Origin of the sequence: Duganella callida (genome assembly GCF_004614165.1) — a bacterium.
In the GTDB taxonomy this organism is placed as follows: Bacteria; Pseudomonadota; Gammaproteobacteria; order Burkholderiales; family Burkholderiaceae_D; genus Rugamonas; species Rugamonas callida.
Window position 1 is genome coordinate 20,390 of the sequence record NZ_SPVG01000134.1, and the last position, 20,015, is coordinate 40,404.

Here is a 20,015-nt window from a genome sequence, read left to right on the forward strand (position 1 = left end):
ATCACACCTGCGCCATGCCGCCATCGACGAACAGTTCGGCGCCGTTGATGAAGCTCGCCGCATCGGATGCCAGGAAGGCCACGGTCTTGCCGATTTCCTCCGGCTCGCCCAGCCGCGCCAGCGGCACTTGCGACGCCAGGTAATCGAACAGGCCCTGACGCGCTTCGTCCGGCACCAGGCCGCCCAGGCCCGGCGTGCGGATCGGGCCGGGGCTGACGACGTTGATGCGGATGCCGCGCTCTTTCAGGTCCAGCGCCCACGAACGGGCAAAGTTGCGCACCGCAGCCTTGCTGGCGCTGTAGACGCTGAAGGCGGCCGTGCCCTGGATCGAGGTGGTGGAGCCGGTCAGTATCACCGAGGCGCCGTCAGCCAGCAGCGGCAGGGCTTTCTGCACGGTGAACAGCACGCCGCGCACATTGGTGCCGAAGATGCGGTCGAAGTGTTCTTCGGTGATTGCGCCCAGCGGCTGCATGTCGCCGCCGCCGGCGTTGGCGAACAGGATGTCCAGTTTGCCGGCGCTCTTGGCGATCTGCGCGTAGACCGCGTCCAGGTCAGACAGTACCGATGCGTCGGCGCGGATGCCGGTGGCAGTGCCGCCGATGGCCGCGACGGCGGCGTCGAGTTCCGCCTGGCGGCGGCCGGTGATGAACACGCGCGCGCCTTGTGCGGCCAGTTCCTGTGCCGTTGCCAGGCCGATGCCGGTGGTGCCACCGGTGACCAGAGCGATCTTGCCATTCAGTTGCTTGCTCATGATGTTCTCCTTGAATTGGTTGGATATGCGTTGTGCATGAGCGAACTTTACGCCTCTGGTCTTTATTAAAAAAGTGTGTAAAATTAAAATCACTATCTACGTACATGGATAATCAGGATGAATCAGCTGATGGCGATACGGGCCTTTGCCCGGGTGGTGGAGGCAGGCAGTTTTACCAAGGCGGCGGATTCGCTGGATATGCCCAATGCGACGCTGAGCAAGATGGTGCAGGAGCTGGAAGCGCATCTGGGCGTGCGCCTGCTGCAGCGGACCACGCGCCGCGTGACGGTGACGCCGGAAGGCCAGCACTATTACGAGAAGACCGGCCTGATTCTGCGCGATCTGGAAGACATCGACACGTCGTTCAACATCGCCCGCAGCAAACCGCGCGGCCATCTGCGCATCGACATCGGCAGCTCGACCGCCAGCGACGTGCTCATCCCGCTGCTGCCCGACTTCATGGCGCGCTATCCCGACATCCGGATCGATCTGGGCGTGTCCGACCGTTCGGCGGACCTGATCAGCGATAACATCGATTGCGTGATACGCGGCGGTGCGCTGGACAACTCATCGCTGATCGGCCGCCAGATCGGCCTGGCCGAGATGGTAACCTGCGCCACGCCGGCCTACCTCAAACAATACGGCGTGCCCGCTTATCCGGAGGAGCTGAAGAACGGTCACAAACTGGTGAGCTATGTGGTGTCGCTGAACGGCAGGGCGATGCCGTTCCGCTTCCTGTGCGATGGCGAGAAGACCGAGATCAAGACCGAGCATCGCGTCGGCGTCAACGAGAGCAATGCCCACCTGGCGGCGGGACTGGCGGGGCTGGGCATCATCCAGACCTTCCGCTACGCCGCCAGCCCGGCGCTCAAGGATGGCACGCTGGTGGAAATCCTGAAAAAGTGGCGGCCGGCGCCCTACCCCTTCCACGTGGTCTACCCGCATAACCGCCACCTCACGCACCGGCTGCGGGTCTTCATCGACTGGCTGGTGGAGACACTGCCCCAGCGTCTCAACTCAGCCTAGGCTCGGGCGCTTGGGCGAGTAGGTCCAGCCGGGCACCAGGTAGCGCATGGCGATGGCGTCGTCGCGCGCGGTGGTGGCGACTTTCTTGTACAACTCGTGGGCCGCGCTGATGCGGTCCATATCCGGTTCGATGCCCAGTCCCGGCGCCTGCGGCACCTGCACCTCGCCGCCGACGATCTGCAGCGGCTCGCGCGTCAGGCGCTCCTGGCCTTCCTGCCAGATCCAGTGCGTGTCGATGGCGGTGATCTTGCCCGGCGCGGCGGCGGCGGCGTGCGTGAACATGGCCAGCGAAACGTCGAAGTGGTTGTTCGAGTGCGAGCCCCAGGTCAGTCCCCATTGCTCGCACAGCTGCGCCAGACGCACGGAACCCTGCATGGTCCAGAAGTGCGGATCGGCCAGCGGAATATCGACTGCGCCCAACAGGTGCGAGTGCGCCATCTGGCGCCAGTCGGTGGCAACCATGTTGGTGGCGGTCGGGATGCCGGTGGCGCGGCGGAATTCCGCCATGATCTCACGGCCCGAATAGCCGTTCTCCGGACCACACGGGTCTTCCGCGTAGGCCAGGATGTGTCCCTGACCGCGGCATAATTCGATCGCCTCGCGCAGCGACCAGGCGCCGTTCGGGTCCAGCGTCACGCGCGATTCCGGATAGCGCTTCTTGATCGCGGCGATGGCCTCCATCTCCACCGCGCCCGGCATCACGCCGCCCTTCAGCTTGAAGTCCTTGAAGCCGTATTTGTCCACCGTGGCTTCCGCCAGTTCGACGATGGCGGCCGGCGTCATTGCTTCCTGATTGCGGCGCGCATACCAGCCGCTGGCGCCGTCGCCGCTCAGGTAACCCAGATCGGTGCGCTGGCGGTCGCCGATGTAGAACAGATAGGCCAGCATCGGCACGCTGTCGCGCTGCTGCCCAGCCCCCAGCAGTTCGCACACCGGAACCCCCAGATGCTGTCCCAGAAGATCGAGCAGCGGCGCTTCCACCGCGGTCACCACGTTATCGAGACGCAGGTTGATTTCGTGCGGCTGCTTCAACACCTCGGCCTCGGCGGCGGACGTCACCTGGTGATGGCCGCCGATCGCCGCGCGGATGCTGTTCAGGGTGCGGTTGTAGCGGCCGATCTGCGTGCCCACCACCAGCGGAATGGCACGCTCGAGCGCCGCCAGGATGCCGGCGCCGCCCGGCACTTCGCCGATGCCGGTATGGCCCGAACTATCCTTCAGCAGCACCAGGTTGCGCGTGAAGAAAGGCGCATGCGCACCGCACAGATTGAGCAGCATGCTGTCGTAGCCTGCCACCGGGATGACCTGCATCTCGGTCACGACCGGGCTGCCGTTGTGTGTCTTCTGATTCATGTTTGATCCTGATGTTAGCGATAGCGGTACAGTTTGACCCGCTGTATGGTGTAGGCATCGGCACGCAGGCCGATATGCCGGCCCTGGTGGGTTTCATCGCCGTTCATCCAGCGCCCTTCGCGCCAGCGGCCGTTCTGGTAGCTGCCTTCGACCGCCTTTTCGATGCCGACCTGCGCGCCGTCGGCGCCGGTAAAGTTGATGGTTAGTCCCTTTCCCGCCACGATAAATTCATCGTCGCCGGTCTGTATCACCAGACCGCCGCGGTTGCGCACCTCGGATGGCTCCAGCTTTTCCCACGGCGCGTTGAAGCTGACCTTGAGCGTGTAGCCGCCCATGTTCACCATCTGTGGCGCGGTGTCGACCACACCTTCGTACGACATCGGTGCCTTGAAGCCGTGCATGCGGCCGTTGCCCTGGTGCTGGTTGATCACTGGGCTGAGCTGCTTGAGCACGCGGTAGGCCTGCGGCAGCGAGTATTTGCCGTCCTTGACGTCATCGATGGCGAACGGCGAGAAGCCGAAGGCGTCATGCTCGCCGATGGCATAGAAGGCGTCGGCGCCGGCATCGGCACGGTCGGCCTGATCCCCTTCGGGAACAAACAGCGGGTTGTCGGGCCGCTTGAACTGCCTGGCCCAATGCATGAAGTTGGGGAAGTAGGTGTCGATGGCGATCACGTCGACCGACGGTGCACCGGGCTTCCAGATATCGAACAGATGCGGCAGCGGGCCGGCGCTCGGATATTCGCCCGGACGCTTGCCGGGCCGGTTCAGCGCCACGTTCACATACATCGGCAGCGGATAAGCGGCCTTGCCGGCCGCGGTCAGCGACTCGACAAACGCGGCGTAGTGCCACGCCTGGAATATCTCTTCCGTTTCGATGGTGTCGCCGAACACCTCGGCCCAGCTGCCGCCGGTGCGTGATCCTTGCGCTTCCCAGGCGGCGCGCACGCCCGGCTGCAGCGTGGCCTTGTGTGCGGCCAGATACGACGTCAGCGCGGCAGGCACCGGCGCACGCCAGGCGGCGTTGGCGGCGGCGCTGTAGTCGCGCACTTCCGGCAGCATGCCGATCTCGTTTTCGACCTGCACCATCAGCACCGTGTGCCGGGTGTCGGCCTGCTTCAGGTGCGACAGCAGCGCGCGGAAGGCGGCGCTGTCGGCGGCCAGCGTGGCCGGCGCGAACGGTGTCAGGATTTCCTGCGGCACGCCGGCGCGCGTCCGAGCGCGCGGGAAGCGCTGGGTGTCTTTCTTCACCCACGCCGGCGCGTAGGTCGACATGGAATTCTTCCAGGCGCCGAACCACAGCAGCACCAGCCTGGTGTTGTGCGCGCGCGCCTGCTTCAGCATACCGTCCAGCACCGTGAAATCGAAACGGCCTTCCACCGGTTCGATCTGGTCCCACTCGACCGGCGCCAATACGGTGTTCACTTCCGCCGCGGCCAGCGCGGGCCACAGCGATTCCAGATAATCGAGACTGGAAGCGGACGAATTATGCAGCTCGCCGCCCAACAGCAGGAAAGGTTGATCGTCGACGATCAATTGCGTCGCGCTACCCTGCTTGCGCAGGTACGGCGGCGTTGCCGCTTGCGCGGCGCCCAGGCCGACGGCCGCCAAAGCGATGGCGCAGGCGGCCGCGCTCACGCGGCGTTTGGTTGCACTCATGGCTCTCCCTAAAAAAAACCGCCCCGTGATGGGGCGGTGTGAAAAGGCCCCATTACTGGAGACGGGCCAGACGATCAGAACTTGGCGCGCAGACCGAGCGAATAGGTGCGGCCTGGCGAGTATTGCGAGAAGTTGGCGTTACCGAACTGGAAATAGCCGCGACGCGAGTCGTTGTTCAGATTGACGATGTCAAAGCTGAGGGTCGGCCAGTTGTCCTTGTCGAACACTTCCGCCAGATCGATACTCGATGAGAAGTCCAGCTGCTTGTAGTTATCCGAGAACAGCGCCGCGTTGGTGATGCCGTTCTGGTTTGCGCTGGCGGTCTGGCTGCCCTTCGAGAAGGTGTGCGACAGACGCGCCATGTAGCCGTGATTCTCGTAGTAGACCGAGAAGTTGTTGGTACGGTTAGGCACGCCCAGCGCCACGAAGCCGTTCGAGCCTTCGCCGCTGGCACGCTGGGTGATGAAGGTTGCCGTCTCGTTGATGCCGAAGCCGCGGATCGGCAGGATCTTGTCCAGCGGCTGGACCCAGCCCAGTTCCAGACCACGGATACGCAGTTCACCGTCGGCGTTGCGGGCGCGGGTCAGCACCACGGTGGCGACGTCCGGACCGCCACGCGAGTTGATCGCGGTCTGCTGGTTCGGGGTCAGCGTGCCGTAGTTGATGCCGTAAGCGGCCAGCGAGCTGAATGGCGCCGTGATGTTTTCGTTGATGGTGAAGCCATCGACGTTCTTCTGGAATACCGTCAGGCTGACGTAGCCTTCGCGGCCGGTGTACCAGTCCAGGCCCAGGTCGATGTTATCCGACAGGTAGGGTTTCAGGGCCGGGTTGCCGACCGAGCCGACGTCCGCCGACACCGACGAGAAGTTCACGCCAGGACGCAGCGCGTTCGGATCGGCGCGGGTCATGCTGCGCGAGATGGCGGCGCGGGCGATGACGTCGCTGCGCAGGTTGACCGCCAGCGTGCCCGAAGGCAGGGTGTTATTGTAGGTGGTGTCCTGGTACACCCACTGGTCGATGTTCGGGTACTTGCTGCCGTTCTGGGTCAGGCTGGCGTTGCGCGGATCGCTGACCGAGTTGAGCGAACCGACCGACTGGCGGGTACGCACGTAACGCACGCCGGCGTTGTAGCGGAACGGGAAGCCATACAGCTCGTTCTTGCCGTTCGCTTCGAAGTACAGACCGGTGGTCTTCTCCCCGATGAAGCCCGAGCTGGCGCCGGTCGACGACGCACCGGTGGCCGGCGCATTGTTGTAGTAGTACTGGTAGTTGGAATCCTTGGCGAAACGGCCCCAGTCGATGATCGGCTTGCCGTAGGGGCCAGGGATGATGTAGCTGGCCAGCGCGGTTTGCGGAATCAGCGAGCCGCCATAGGTCAGCGGCGCGGTGGCGCCGGCGGTGTAGCCGGTGCCGTAGCCCGGATACAGCGCGGCGGCGCTGGCGCCCGGCGTCGAGGCGCCGTCGCAGTTCGGCGCGCCGTTCGGGCCGGCCAGGAACACGCTCGGATTGTTGCCGCAGACCGCAGCCTGCCATGCCGCCGAGTTGTCGCTGGCGCTGATGCGGCGGTCGATGTCGTCATAGGCGATACCGCCCTTGATGTTGAACTTCTCGTCGCCCCAGGTCAGATCGCTGTGGAAGCCCTTGGTCTCGGTCTTGCGGAACTCGTTCTGAATGTTGACGCGACCGGTGTTCCAGACGTAGCTGGCCGGGTTGGTCAGGTCGGTGCTGGCCACCACCGACGGAATGCCGCCGGTGTTCGAATAGGTGACGGTGTTGCCGCTGTTTGGCGGCGTGATCACGTAGACAGTCGGCGCCTCGTGGGTGAAGTTGGAGCGGGTGTAGTTGACCTGCGCATCCAGTTTCAGGGTCGGCGTGATCTTCCATTCCATGCCGGGGTTCAGGCCCAGCAGGCTGACCTGATCGTGACGGTAGCCATGCTCGAAGAAGTTCTGGGTGTTGGCGAAGGTGCCGCCGGTGACCGTGCAACCGTCGCTGCAATCGCTCTTGTCGACGGTCATGTTCAGCGGGATCATGCCGCCGTTGCGGACCGACCAGTCATAGTCCATGCGCGTCATCTTGTCATCGCGCTTGCTGTACATGGTGTCCAGGTAGAAGTGCAGGGTTTCGGACGGCCGGTATTCGGCACTGAAGATCGCCGAGCCCTTGTCCTTGGTGCCGAAGTAGTCCATGGTGCGGCCCAGGCGCGGCACGATGGCGTTGTCGATCTGCTGAATGGTCAGGCCCGGATTGTGGGCCAGCAGCCAGGCCTGGTCGATGACCTGACCGGTGACCAGGCCATTGCCGGCGCCGGCCGGCACGGTGGCGGGGATGGTCCAGTTGCCGCCGCCGGTATTGTTGCGGGTGGCGGCCGGATTCTGCGCGGCCGACAGGTTGGCGTTGGTGTAGCCGACGGTTTCCCAGCCGGTGGTGTGGATTTGCTGGCGCGACAGGGCGATCCCGCCCAGGATGCCCCAGTTGCCGAAGGTCTGGCTGGCCATGAACGAGCCGCGGCCGCCGGCCTTGTCGGCGATCTGCTGCTTGGTGCCGGTGATGCTGGCGGCGATGTAGCGGCCTTCCTTGTCGAACGGACGCGCGCTGCGCAGGTTGACCACGCCGGCGGCGCCGCCTTCGATCATCTCGGCGGTCGGGCTCTTGCTGACGGTCAGCTTGGTGAACAGGTCGGTCGGCAGCAGGTCGAGGTCGACCTCGCGGTTGGTGTTGGCGCCGTCGATCGGGCCGGACGAGGCGACCGCGATCGGCGCGCCATTCAGCAGGATCTTGGTGAAGCTGGAACCCAGGCCGCGGATCTGGATGGTGGAGCCTTCACCGGTCACGTCGCGTGAGACGCCGACGCCGGGGATGCGGCTCAGCGATTCAGCGATGTTCTTGTCGGGGAACTTGCCGAAGTCTTCGGCGTTGATCGAGTCCTGGAAGCCGACGGCTTCCTTCTTGTCCTTGGCCGAGGATAACAGGGAATTGCGGTAACCGTTCACCTGCACCACGGTCATGCCGGGATCGGGCTGGGCGGCCGGCGCTGCGGAAGCGGGCGCTTCCTGAGCGTATGATTGCGCAATCAAACTTGCCATGGCGGTCAGGCCGAGCACTACTTGCCGGCGCGCGCGCCGACCCTTCTGCTGCTTTACTAACATTTTAAGGTCTCCTTCGGTAAATCACCGTGGTTCTTGTTATAAGTCGCACATCACTTTGACAAAATGGTTGCGCGATCATTTGAGTGTAAGAGTTTCGAAAAGTTATTGTCAACAAAAATCATGCTAGAAATGTTATGCGCTACCATTTGGTGCCGAGAAGAAATGGCGACGCCCGACCGCTCATAGGGGGAGCGGACAGCGCAGGCAAAAAATGAGGGTGTGGCGAGATTGCGACGCGTAGTCATTCCCGCGCAAAGCGGGAATGACGGGGGATCAGTACTTGGCGGGCGCGTTCGGCGCCGGGGTGGCGGCGCGGATGAAGTCGCGCAGGTCGTCGTTGGCGGTGGCCAGGTCTTCCGAGCGCAGATACATCATGTGGCCGCTGCGGTAGCCTTCAAAGCGCAGACGGTCCTTCATCTTGCCGCTCGGGTCCAGCTGCCACATGGTGTACTTGGCGTCGAAATAGGTGCAGGCGCCGTCGTAGTAGCCGGACTGTATCATCACCTTCAGGTAGGGATTGGCCGCCATCGCCAGGCGCAGGTTCTCGCCGGTCTTCTCGTTCTTGAAGTCCCACGGATGCACGTCGCCGAACAGGTTGTACTTGATGTCAGTCTTGTAGCCCAGGTCCACGCGCAGATACTGGTTGATCGCCGGCGTGAACGAATGCAGCCACGAGGTCAGCTCGGCGTTGTAATCGACCTTGTCGCCGCCGTCGCTGCGATCGATGCCGAGATAGCGCGAATCCAGCCGGCCCACGGTCTTGCCCTGCTTGCGCAGCAGCTCCTTCCAGAACTGCTGCGGTTGCACCGCCAGGTTGTTCTGCACCACGTAGTCCTGCGACAGGCCCGAATAACGCGCCACCTTGGCGGCGATCTGCGCCTTCTTCTGCGGATCGAGGAAACCGCCCTTGGCCAGCGCCGGCAGGAATTCATCGGTGGTGAAGGCTTCCACCTCCGGCAGCACATCCTTCAGATCGCGCGATTGCAGATCGGCCGGCAGCGCCTTCTGATACCAGGCGGTGGCGGCGAAGTACGGCAGCTTCAGCGCATCGTCCACCACGCCGTCGCGTTTCAGGCCCAGCTCCGTCGGCGACACCAGCACCACCCCGTTCAGATACATCCACTGCGCGTTCTGCAGCTCCAGCGCCAGGCCGGCCACGCGCGAAGTGCCGTAGCTTTCGCCGATCAGGTATTTGGGCGAGGTCCAGCGGCCTTCGCGCGAGACGAAGGCACTGACCCACTCGGCCAGATACTGGATATCCGCGTTCACGCCGAAGAAGCGCGCGCGGTCGGCCTTGCCGTCGAGGATGCGCGAAAAGCCGGTGTTGACCGGATCGATGTACACGATATCCGCCACATCCAGTATCGAATGCGGATTGTCCTTCACGCCGTAGGGCTGGATCGGATAGCCTTCCGCATCCAGATTCAGCACCTTGGGGCCGGTGTAGGCAATGTGCATCCACACCGAGGCCGAACCGGGACCGCCGTTAAAAGACAGCACCAGCGGGCGCTTGCCCTTGTCGGCGACGTCGGTGCGCTGGTAATAGGTATAGAACAGCGACGCCGACACCTTGCCGTCCTTGTCCCATACCGGCTGCGTGCCTGCGGTCACCTTGTACGGCACCTGCTTGCCCCTGATCGTGACCTGACCGGTTTTGGTCACCTGCGAGTCGGCCTTGAGCAGACGCTCGTGGGCCTGCAGTTCGGCGGCGCGTTCCTTGCTGAGGGCGGGCGCGTTCTTGTCGGCGTCCTGGGCGGTTGCGGCAAGGCTGGTGGCCAGCAGCATCAGGACCAGCGGGGCAAGCTTGGATTTCATGGCATCTTTCTGGATTGGAAAGAACCTATAGTAATGTAAGTCTGCGGCGGTGGTGGCGTCCAGTCCAGCACGGTCACCGGTTGCGGCGGCAGCGCGGCCTGACCTTCGCCGTCGACCTGCCGCACGTTCTGCACGAACAGGCTGAGGATGCCGCTGCGGCGCCACAATTCCGTGTCGTAGCTCGGTTCCCACTCCCCTACCGAGGCCGTGGTCAGGTCGTCGATTTGCCACTGGCCGCGCATGATGTCGGCGCTGCGCGCCACCGATACCTTGCTGCCACGCTCCTCGTCGCGGAACACCAGCAGCGCGCCGGCGTCATTCACCATGATCTGCGGCCGCGCGATCGGAATGCGTTTGGTGCCCTGCCCGCTCAGCGAAAACGGCGTCTTGCGGAAGTCCAGCGCGCGCACCTGCCAGCCGGCGTCGCCGCGGAAGATGACGTGGTACTGCGGCACCACCGAACCGGCGTCGCGCCAGTAGCTGGCGATGTAGGGCCGGCCTTCACGATCGGCAGCCATCGAGGTCTGGTTGATCAATTCGCTGTGCTGCGGGATGCGCAGCGCATATTCGGCGCTGGCGGCGTCGATCGGCAGCGTGTACGATGTGCCGTCGGACCGCTCCCAGGTCTGGCCGCCGTCGCGCGAGCGGGCGTACGCCATGTCATGGTTGCTGGCCACGTCCGGTGACTCGCGCCACACCCAGGACAAATGCAGCGTGCCGCGGTCGTCGAGAAAGGCTTGCCAGTAGGCGTTGCGTTTGCCCTCGCCTGCGATCAGGTTGGTGTGCAGCCGCGTCCAGCGCCGCGTGGCCACGTCATACCGGTTGATCACCAGGTCGCCGCGTCCCGATCCGCCCAGGCGATAAAAGAACAGCAGATTGCCGTTGGACAGACGGTAGAACTCGGGGTAAGACAGCTCTTCCTCGTCCTTGCCGGTCATGGATAATTTCGGCCCCAGCTCCAGCGATCCCGGCGCCACGCCGCGCGCGTAACGCAGCGGGTTGTTGTGATGGTCCCAGGCGACATGCAGATAACCGGCGCCGTCGACCATGATGCTGATGGTGTTGTGGGCGTCGGCAGCGTTGCCCTGCCATGGCGTGCGCCGCACGGTCCATTGCGTGCTGCCCAGTTTGCGCTTGCCCAGCACCAGGTAGCGCTGCGCATCGTAATAGGCCACATATTGCGAGTCGCCGTGACTGACCAGCGAATTCTTGCGGAACACCACCGCGTTGACCGAATTGTTCGCCCAGCCGTCGCCGACGATGGAGCGCACCGGCGCAGCAGCGGCAGCAGCGAGCGCGCCAGCCGTCAGCGCCAGGGTCGTAAAGATTATCCGTTTGATCATGTCGCCCATGCTACGCAAGCGCCTCCATCGCAACCAATACATTTTGCACCATCTTGCATACGCAAAAAGCATAGCGCAGATCAATACAACATTAATTTCCTCAAGGCAAAATATGAGATAATTCCCGCCGCATTGAGAGCGCCCTAAACCATTGTCGCTATGACCACGCAACACGACCATTCCCGCTACCTGGATCAATCGGACGATCCGCAGGCCTTCTGGGCGCAGCGCATCAGCGCCTGCCGCTGGATGATCGCCCGCACCTTCGCCCTCGGCGCGTTCGCGGCCGGACTGGGCGTGGCCGGGCAGGGATTCCTGGAACAGGCCGCGCCGCTGTTCCCCTTCATCAGCCAGAATTACGGCCTGTGGCAGGCCAGTTATCTGCTGTCGCTGCTGCTGATCTTCCTGCTGTGGTCCGCCGCCATGCTGCAAAAAATCAGCCTGCTGCAAAACAGCAAACAGGGCTTGAAAACGCAGCAGCGCATCGACGAGCAAAACGCCCGCCGCGAAGAGCGCGCCCGCGAAAACCGCGAGCGCCGCGAACAGCTGCGCAAGGATCGCGACGCCCTGACCATCACGCCGTCCTTCTTCAAGAATACCGAAGCGCGCAGCAAGAAGTTCGACTATTGATCATTCGTAGCGCAGGCAGTCCACCGGCAGCAGCTTCGAAGCGCGCCGCGCCGGATAAAAGCCGAAGAACACGCCCACCAGGCTGGCGAAACCGCAAGCCACGATCACCGCCCGCAGCGTGATCGTCACGTCGAACTTGCCGCTGGCGGTGATTGCCGCCGCCGCGCCGCTGGCCAGCACGATGCCGAAGATGCCGCCCACCAGGCAGATCACCACCGCCTCGGTCAGGAACTGCAGCAGCACGTCGCGCGGCTTGGCGCCGATCGCCATGCGGATGCCGATTTCGCGCGTGCGCTCGGTCACCGACACCAGCATGATGTTCATGATGCCGATGCCGCCCACCACCAGCGAAATCGCGCCGATCAATCCCAGCAGCGCGGCGATGCCGGCGCTGATCTTCTGCGCCGTCTCGGCGAACGAGGCCAGGTTATCGATGCGGAAGTCGTCCGGCTCATCGAGCTTGATATGGTGGCGGTCGCGCAGCGTATCGTTGATGTCCTCGATCGCATCCAGCAGGTTGCCGCCGGATTTGCCCTGCGCCACCACGTAGTGCACGCTGTTCGGGAACGGCATCTTGACCAGCGAAGCCGCCGCCGCCGTGATCGGCACGATCACGTATTCGCTCAAGTCGCCGCCATCCACCTGCTTGCCTTCCCCGTACAACACGCCCACCACCTGGAACGCGGTGTTCTCGATGCGGATATATTTGCCCAGCGGGTCCTGCTTGTAGAAGAACTGGTCGGCGATCTTGTGGCCGATCACCACCATGCGCGCGCTGGCACGCACGTCGGCCTCGCCGAAGATGCCGCCCTGCTCGATCTTCCAGCCGCGGATCTTGAACATGGCCGGGGTCACGCCGTGCACCGTCTTGGCGGCGTTCTCGTTGCCCACCGCCAGATTGAAGCTGCCCTGCAGCACCGGCGCCGCGCCCGACAACGACGGCAACTCGTTCAGCGCCGCCGCATCCTGGATGGTCAGCACCGGCTGCGCGCCGTTGCGCAGGCGCTGCTGCCGCACGCGGTCGCCGCCGGGGGAGATGAACAGCATGTTGGTGCCCAGCTGCTCCAGTTCCCTGGAGATGAAGCGCTTCATGCTGTCGCCCACCGCCAGCAACAGCACCACCGAGGTGATGCCGATGATGATGCCCAGCATGGTCAGCAGCGTGCGGAGGCGGTTCGCCATCATCGAGCGGAACGCTTCCACCACGATCTGAAAAAGGTTCATATCGTTTATACCGTTATCTGTTCATGGCTGAGCGCCAGCTGGCGGAGGCCCTCGGCGGCGGGGCCGTCGTACAGCACGCGGCCATCCTTCAGGCGCATCAGCCGTCTGGCATGGGCGGCGATATCCGGCTCGTGCGTCACCAGCAGGATGGTGATGCCGCGCTCCTGGTTCAGCTGCTGGAACGAGCGCATGATCTCGACGCTGGTCTGGGTGTCGAGGTTGCCGGTCGGCTCGTCGGCCAGGATCAGCGGCGGATCGCCGACCAGCGCGCGGGCGATCGCCACCCGCTGCTGCTGACCGCCGGACAACTGGTTCGGCGTGCGCCTGGCCATCTCCTTCAGGCCCACGCGCTCCAGCTCCACCAACGCCTTGGCGTGCGCCTTCGAACGCGACACGCCGGCATAGATCAGCGGCAGCGCCACATTCTCCGCCACGCTCATGCGCTTGATCAGGTTAAAGCTCTGGAACACGAAGCCGATGGTGCGGTTGCGGATGGTGGCCAGCTGGCTACGCGACAGTTTGAGCGTGTCGACGCCGTCCAGGTGATAGCTGCCCCCGGTGGCCTGGTCCAGGCAGCCGAAGATATTCATCAGCGTCGACTTGCCGGAGCCGGACTGCCCCATCACGGCAAGGAAATCGCCGCGCGGCACGGCCAGGTCGATGCCGTGCAATACCTTGGTCTCGATACTGCCCGAAAAATAGCTCTTGGTGACCTGGCGGATATCGATCAGCAGTTCGTTGCCGCTCACGGCCCACCCGCCTTGTCGCCGACGATGGCGCGCGTGATCACCTGGTCGCCCTTTTTCAGCTGCCCGCCCACCACCTCGGTGAAGCGGAAGTTGGACAGGCCGATCTTGATGTCCTGCGGCTTGGGCTGGTTGTGCGCGTCCAGCGTGTAGATGCGGAAGGTGCGCGCCAGCTCGGTCTTGCTGCGGAAAGAGCCGTCGTCCTCCTGCGCCGGCTCGGCCGCCGCCGCGGCGGTCGCGGAGGCCGATGCGGAAGCAGAAGCGGCGGCCTGCTTCTTCTGTTTCTCGATTTCCTCGTCGCTGAGGCGGAAGCGCAGCGCGGCAGTCGGCACGCGCAGCACGTTCTGGCGGTTGCCGACCAGCAGACGCACCTGCGCCGTCATGCCCGGCTTGAGCAGCTCGTCCTGATTGTCGACGTCGAGCACCACGTTGTAGGTCACCACGTTCTGCACCACGTTGGCGGCCAGACGGAACTGGCGCATGCGCGCGTTAAATTCCTTGTCCGGATAGGCATCGACCACGAAGCGCGCTTCCTGCCCTTCCTTCAGCGAGCCGACATCCGCTTCCGACACGCTGGTATCGATCTGCATCTTGGTCAGGTCGCGCGCGATCTGGAACAGCTGCGGCGTGGTGAACGACGCCGCCACCGTCTGCCCCAGGTCCACACTGCGCTTGATCACCACGCCGTCGATCGGCGAGCGGATCACGCTGTTGTCCAGGTCAGCCTGGGCGCGCGCCAGCTGCGCCTGCGCCAGCTGGATATTGGCCTGCGCCACATCGACCTCGCGCCTGGACTGGTCCAGCGCCAACGGCGAGATGAAGTTCTGCGCCAGCAGGCTTTGATTGCGCTGGTGCGTGGCCTGCGCCAGCCGCAGCGACGCGCGCGCCGACGCCAGCTGCGCGTCGGCCTGACGAATCTGCGCGTTGAAGATGGTCGGATCCAGTTTCAGCAGCACCTGGCCCTTGCTCACGTGGTCGTTGAAATCGGCTTTCAGCTCGCTCACCGTGCCCGACACCTGCGAACCGATATTGATCAGCGCCACCGGATTGATGGTGCCGGTGGCCGTCACCGTCTGCACGATATTGCCGGTATCGACCGCCGCGGTGCGGAAACGTGGCGCTTCCGCCACAGGGGTCTTGCTTTTGGAATAGAAGGCGGCCGCGCCGCCCACCACCACCAGCAGGCCGACGGCCAGCGCGATCTTCTTTCTCGTCAGAAAAGCCATTGTTTTCAAGGTGTCCCGGTGTGAGATCCGGCAACATGCGGATCAGCCGGACAAGTATCGGCCACATTTGCCTTAAAAGCAACATACCTGCTCCGCTAACTCTTTTGGGGAGCCATGTCATACCTTGATCGCGGAGATATGCATTTTTGCAAAGCGGGTTTGCAGGAATGTCCGTTCTCAAGCGGTGCCTTCCTGCCTACCATGGCAACTCCACCACACGGAGAACACCATGAGCGAAACTCTCACAGTCACGGTCGCCGACGGCAGTTTCAACTGCTATGTCGCGCGGCCTGCCGGCGAGCGGCCGGCGCCGGTGATCGTTGTGCTGCAGGAGATCTTCGGCGTCAACGCCGGCATCCGCGGCATCGCCGACGATTACGCCAGCAAAGGCTACATCGCCGTGGCGCCGGACCTGTTCTGGCGCGCCGAACCCGGCCTCGATATGTCGGAGGCCAAACCGGGCGACTGGGCGCGCGGCTTCGCGCTGTACAGCGCCTACAGCTTCGACGTCGGCGTGAGCGACATCGCCGCCACCGTGAATGCCGCCCGCACCGTGCGCGGCGCCAGCGGCAAGGTCGGCGTCACCGGCTACTGCCTGGGCGGCGTGCTGACCTACCTGAGCGCGGCACGCGGCGACGCCGACGCCTTCGTCGCCTACTACGGCGGCGCCACCGAGAAGTACGCGGCCGAAGCGGTCAACGTCCGCCAGCCTTTGCTCTACCACCTGGCCGAAGAGGATGAATACATCGGCAAGGACGCGCAGGCCACCATCCGCGCCGCGTTCGCGGCCAATCCGAACATCACGCTGTACAGCTATGCCGGCTGCAACCACGCCTTCGCGCGGCCCAACGGCAACCACTACGATGCCGCCGCCGCCACGCTGGCCAACGCGCGCACCGACGCTTTCTTTGAACAACATCTGTAACCACCAGGGAGAACCACCATGTCCGAACAAATCAACCCATCCCGCCGCAACGCCATGGTCGGCAGCGCAGTCGCCGCCGCGGCCACCGCGCTGGCCGCCGTCAGCAGCGAAGCCGTCGCCGCCACCACCGGTAAAATCAGCAAGACCGCCAGCAGCATCACCACCCGTGACGGCGTCGATATCTATTACAAGGACTGGGGTCCGCGCACCGGTCAGCCGGTGATCCTGAGCCACGGCTGGCCGCTGAGCTCGGACAGCTGGGAGTCGGCCGCCTTCTTCCTGGCCAATAACGGCTTCCGCGTGATCACCCACGACCGCCGCGGCCACGGCCGTTCCAGCCAGCCCTGGGACGGCAACGACATGGACCACTACGCCGACGACCTGGCACAGCTGATCGAGGCACTGGACCTGAAGAACATCATCCTGGCCGGCTTCTCGACCGGCGGCGGCGAGGTGGCGCGCTACGTCGGCCGCCACGGCACCAAGCGCATCGCCAAACTGGGCCTGATCTCGGCCGTGCCGCCGCTGATGCTGAAGACCGACACCAACCCGGACGGCCTGCCGCTCGAGGTGTTCGACGGTATCCGCGCCGGCCAGGTCAAGGACCGCGGCCAGCTGTATCTGGACATCGCCTCCGGCCCGTTCTACAACTACAACCGTCCCGGCGCCAAGCCGTCGCAGGGCGTGATCCAGGCCTGGTACGCGCAGGGCATGCAGGGCGGCTTCAAGAACACCTATGATTCGATCAAGGCGTTCTCGGAAACCGACTTCCGCGACGACCTGAAAAAGTTCGACAAGCCGACCCTGGTGATCCACGGCGACGACGACCAGATCGTGCCGATCAAGGCCGCCGGCATCGCCTCGGCCAAGATTGTCAAAGGATCGAAACTGATCGTCTACCCGGGCGCGCCGCACGGCCTGACCGAAACCCACAAGGACAAGTTCCACGCCGACTTCCTGGCCTTTGCCAAGGCGTAAAGACTTCCTGATATCGCTCAAAAAAAAACCGCCTGCGGGCGGTTTTTTCTATGCTATGGTTGGCGTACCATGATGGAACTTTTCACGTCGCCAAGCGATTCTTCCCTGCTTCACTACGGCATTTACTCCCCGCCGCTGGTTTTCCTCTCGATTCTCGTTGCCATATTCTCATCATGGATGGGTTTGCAAGTTGCGTCGCAGACACGCTCAGCCGGCACGCGCGGCCTGCGCGCCGCCATGCTCGCCACCGGCAGCCTGGCGCTCGGCTGCGGCGTGTGGGCCATGCACTTCATCGGCATGCTGGCCTTCGACCTGTGCATCGATACCGATTACGATCACGGCATCACCCTGCTGTCGATCATCCCCAGCCTGGCCGCGTCCTGGGTGGCGCTGTTCATCATCAGCATGCGCAGCGTCAGCGCCGTCTCGCTGCTGTGCGGCGGCGTGCTGGTGGGCGCCGGCATCGGCGCCATGCACTACACCGGCATGGCCGCCATGCGTACCGCGCTCGATCTGCGCTACGACCCGCTGATGTTCGGCCTGTCCATCGTGGTGGCCGTGGTGCTGGCCACGCTGGCGCTGTGGATACGCTATGGCCTCGGCGCGGTGCGGCGCCTGCCGCGCGGCGTGGTGGGCGGCATCAGCGCCACCGTCATGGGCTGCGCCATCGCCGGCATGCACTATACCGGCATGGCCGCCGCGCGCTTCGTCGGCGCCTTGCCGCCGGACGCCAAGCCGGAACAGCACACCACCTTCCTGGCGCTGGCCATCGCCCTGATCACGGTGGTGGTCACGGTGTTCGCGCTGGCCGCCAACGGCATGCTGCGTTACCGCGAGATGTACAAGCAGCTGTCGGAAAGCGAATCGTGGATGCGCGCCCTGCTGACCACCACCGTCGACGGCGTGATCACGGTCGATCGCGAAGGCTTCATCCACGAATTCAACGCCTCGGCCGAGCGCATCTTCGGCTGGCGCCGCGATGAAATCCTGGGGCGTAACATCCGCCTGCTGATGAGCGACGTCGAAGGTTCGGAACAGGACGGCCTGCTGGCCTACCTCTACACCGGCAGCGGCGCGCTGGAAGGGCGCAGCAGCGAGATCATCGCCCTGCGCAAGGACGGCAGTGAGGTGCCGATCCGCCGCGCGCTGGGCCACGCACGGCTGGGCAAACGCAACCTGTATGTGCTGTTCATTACCGACATCACCGAGCGCCGCGCCATCATGCAGGCGCTGCGCGACAGCGAACAGCAATTGCGCTCGCTGATCGGCAACATCCCCGGCATCTCGTTCCGCAGCAGCATGGCGTTCGACGCGCCGCCGGTGTTCGTCAGCGACGGCACCGAGCGCCTGGCCGGCTATCCGGCCGGCGATTTCGTCGGCATCAACCGCACCCGCACCCTGTCCTCGCTGGTGTGCGAGGAGGACCGCGCACGGGTGGCGGCCGAAGTCTCGACCGCCATCGAGCAGCTGTCGGCCTACCAGATCGAATACTGCCTGCTGCACGCCGACGGCAGCCGCCGCTTCGTGTGGGAACACGGCGCGGTGACGCAGGATGAAAGCCAGCCGGCGATACGCTGGATCGACGGCGTGATTCTCGACATCACCGAGCGGCGCGAAATGGAACAGGAACTGCGCAAGGCCAAGGAAACGGCCGAGAAGGCGGCCGCCGCGCGCGCCAGCTTCGTCGCCAACATGAGCCATGAAATCCGCACGCCGATGAACGCCATCCTCGGCTTCACCGACGTGCTGCTGGACACCGAGCTGAATACCGAGCAGCGGCGCCACCTCGACACCGTGCGCAAGGAAGGCCGCTCGCTGCTGCGGCTGCTGAACGAGATCCTCGACACGGCCAAGCTGGACAAGGGCGCGGTGGAGCTGGAGCTGGACGACTACAGCCTGCTCAACCTGATCGACGAACTGGCCTCCACCTTCGGCACCAACGCCCGCAACAAGGGGCTGGGCATCGACATCGTCTACGATCCCGACCTGCCGGCCTGGCTGCACGGCGACGAGCTGCGCATGCGCCAGATCCTCGGCAACCTGCTGGACAACGCCATCAAGTTCACCACGGCCGGCAAGGTGCGCCTGTACGCCTGCATCGAAAACGGCCAGCTGCACATCCGCGTGCAGGACACCGGCATCGGCATCGCGCCGGAGCGTATCGAGGCCATCTTCGATCCGTTCACCCAGGCCGACGCCTCGATGACGCGGCGCTTCGGCGGCACCGGCCTGGGCACCACCATCAGCCGCCAGCTGGTGGCGCTGATGGGCGGCCGCATCTGGGCCGAGAGCACGCCGGGCGTGGGCACCACCTTCCACGTGGTGCTGCCACTGGAACCGGCCCGCAACGGCCAGATGCAGAGCAGCGAGGTGGCCGACTATCCGCTGCCGGCGCTGCACATCCTGGCGGCCGACGACGTGCCGCAGAACCTGGAGCTGCTGTCGCTGCTGCTGGCCAAACGCGGCCACACGCTGGACATCGCCCACAACGGCGAGCAGGCGGTGCGCATGACGGCCGAGCAGCGCTACGACGTGGTGCTGATGGACATGCAGATGCCGCACATGGACGGCCTGGCCGCCACCCGCGCGATCCGCGCGCGCGAGCGGGAAAGCGGCACGCCGACGCTGCCGATCGTGGCGATGACGGCCAGCGTGCTGGCGGCGCACCGCGAGGCGGCGGCGGCGGCCGGCATGGGCGGCTTCGCCTCCAAGCCGGTCGACTGGCACACGCTGTCGCACGAAATCGCCCGGGTCATGAAGCTGCCGCCGCTGGCGTCGGCGCCGCCGCCGTCCGAGGCGCCGCGCCTGCGCGTGCTGAATCAGAAGGCCGGTCTGCAGCGCTGGGGCGAGCAGGAAAGCGCCTATCACCAGGCGCTGCACCGCTTCGTGGCCGATTACAGCAGCGTCGCCGCCACCCTGGTCAAGCTGCTGTCGGTCATCTCCGAGGTGCGCCTGGCCGAAGCGCAGGCCTGGTGCCACAAGGTGCGCGGCGTGGCCGCCAACATCGGCCTGGAACAGCTGAGCGCCACGCTGGCGCAGCTGGAAAAACTGTGCGGTTCGCCGCAGCGCGACGGCGAGGACGGCGACGACCTCCGCCTGAAGACCGAGCTGGCGCAGGCGCAGCGCACCCTGGCGGCGCAGCTGGATGCGGCGCTGAGCGCGATCCATGCGCTGGCGCCGCCGCGCGGCGC

At 64.7% G+C, this 20,015-nt stretch carries 14 protein-coding genes; 5 read left to right on the forward strand and 9 right to left on the reverse strand.

What is annotated here, in order from left to right:
* Nucleotide 1: 1 nt before the first annotated feature.
* On the reverse strand, nt 2–751 hold the full coding sequence (locus E4L98_RS13235; protein WP_135202023.1) for an SDR family oxidoreductase: 750 nt from the start codon (nt 749–751) through the stop codon (nt 2–4).
* A 117-nt stretch (nt 752–868) separates the two neighbouring features.
* Between E4L98_RS13235 and E4L98_RS13240 the strand changes: the two genes are divergently transcribed.
* Nucleotides 869–1,777 carry a LysR family transcriptional regulator gene (locus E4L98_RS13240; RefSeq protein WP_135202024.1) on the forward strand — a complete coding sequence of 303 codons (909 nt, stop codon included), beginning with the start codon at nt 869–871 and terminating at the stop codon, nt 1,775–1,777.
* On the opposite strand, the gene E4L98_RS13245 is transcribed toward E4L98_RS13240, so the two are convergent.
* The 5 genes from E4L98_RS13245 to E4L98_RS13265 all read right to left on the reverse strand — a co-directional run bounded on the left by E4L98_RS13245 (nt 1,769) and on the right by E4L98_RS13265 (nt 11,095).
* Nucleotides 1,769–3,130: an enolase C-terminal domain-like protein gene (locus tag E4L98_RS13245; protein WP_135202025.1), complete on the reverse strand. Its 1,362-nt coding sequence runs from the start codon at nt 3,128–3,130 to the stop codon at nt 1,769–1,771. The genes E4L98_RS13240 and E4L98_RS13245 overlap by 9 nt on opposite strands.
* A gap of 14 nt (nt 3,131–3,144) precedes the next feature.
* On the reverse strand, nt 3,145–4,788 hold the full coding sequence (locus E4L98_RS13250) for a GH35 family beta-galactosidase (RefSeq protein ID WP_135202026.1): 1,644 nt from the start codon (nt 4,786–4,788) through the stop codon (nt 3,145–3,147).
* A gap of 74 nt (nt 4,789–4,862) precedes the next feature.
* Nucleotides 4,863–7,937 carry a TonB-dependent receptor gene (locus tag E4L98_RS13255; protein ID WP_135202027.1) on the reverse strand — a complete coding sequence of 1,025 codons (3,075 nt, stop codon included), beginning with the start codon at nt 7,935–7,937 and terminating at the stop codon, nt 4,863–4,865.
* Between the two features lie 273 nt (nt 7,938–8,210).
* The gene (locus E4L98_RS13260; protein ID WP_135202028.1) at nt 8,211–9,752 is read right to left on the reverse strand and encodes a S10 family peptidase; all 1,542 of its coding nucleotides are present in this window, start codon (nt 9,750–9,752) and stop codon (nt 8,211–8,213) included.
* A complete protein-coding gene (locus E4L98_RS13265) occupies nt 9,749–11,095 on the reverse strand; it encodes a BNR repeat-containing protein (protein ID WP_135202029.1) in 1,347 nt (448 codons plus the stop codon). Before E4L98_RS13265 ends, E4L98_RS13260 begins: the two co-directional genes overlap by 4 nt.
* Nucleotides 11,096–11,254: 159 nt before the next feature.
* Here E4L98_RS13265 and E4L98_RS13270 point away from each other — a divergent pair, with 159 nt between their 5' ends.
* Nucleotides 11,255–11,725, forward strand: coding sequence for a hypothetical protein (locus E4L98_RS13270; protein ID WP_135202030.1), 471 nt, complete (start codon nt 11,255–11,257; stop codon nt 11,723–11,725).
* Here the strand turns inward: E4L98_RS13270 and E4L98_RS13275 are convergent, their stop codons facing one another.
* From E4L98_RS13275 to E4L98_RS13285, 3 genes are read right to left on the reverse strand one after another with little or no spacing between them, the layout of a single operon-like run.
* A complete protein-coding gene (locus E4L98_RS13275) occupies nt 11,726–12,949 on the reverse strand; it encodes an ABC transporter permease (RefSeq protein WP_229257384.1) in 1,224 nt (407 codons plus the stop codon).
* A gap of 5 nt (nt 12,950–12,954) precedes the next feature.
* On the reverse strand, nt 12,955–13,698 hold the full coding sequence (locus tag E4L98_RS13280; RefSeq protein WP_135202031.1) for an ABC transporter ATP-binding protein: 744 nt from the start codon (nt 13,696–13,698) through the stop codon (nt 12,955–12,957).
* Nucleotides 13,695–14,921, reverse strand: coding sequence for an efflux RND transporter periplasmic adaptor subunit (locus tag E4L98_RS13285; protein WP_135202032.1), 1,227 nt, complete (start codon nt 14,919–14,921; stop codon nt 13,695–13,697). Before E4L98_RS13285 ends, E4L98_RS13280 begins: the two co-directional genes overlap by 4 nt.
* A gap of 229 nt (nt 14,922–15,150) precedes the next feature.
* Here E4L98_RS13285 and E4L98_RS13290 point away from each other — a divergent pair, with 229 nt between their 5' ends.
* The 3 genes from E4L98_RS13290 to E4L98_RS13300 form a co-directional block, all read left to right on the forward strand.
* Nucleotides 15,151–15,846, forward strand: coding sequence for a dienelactone hydrolase family protein (locus tag E4L98_RS13290; RefSeq protein WP_135202033.1), 696 nt, complete (start codon nt 15,151–15,153; stop codon nt 15,844–15,846).
* An 18-nt stretch (nt 15,847–15,864) separates the two neighbouring features.
* Nucleotides 15,865–16,824 (forward strand): alpha/beta fold hydrolase, encoded by a 960-nt coding sequence (locus E4L98_RS13295; protein WP_135202034.1) that lies wholly within the window; start codon nt 15,865–15,867, stop codon nt 16,822–16,824.
* A 177-nt stretch (nt 16,825–17,001) separates the two neighbouring features.
* A partial coding sequence (locus E4L98_RS13300) for an MHYT domain-containing protein (protein WP_229257385.1) occupies nt 17,002–20,015 on the forward strand: 3,014 nt, incomplete at its 3' end.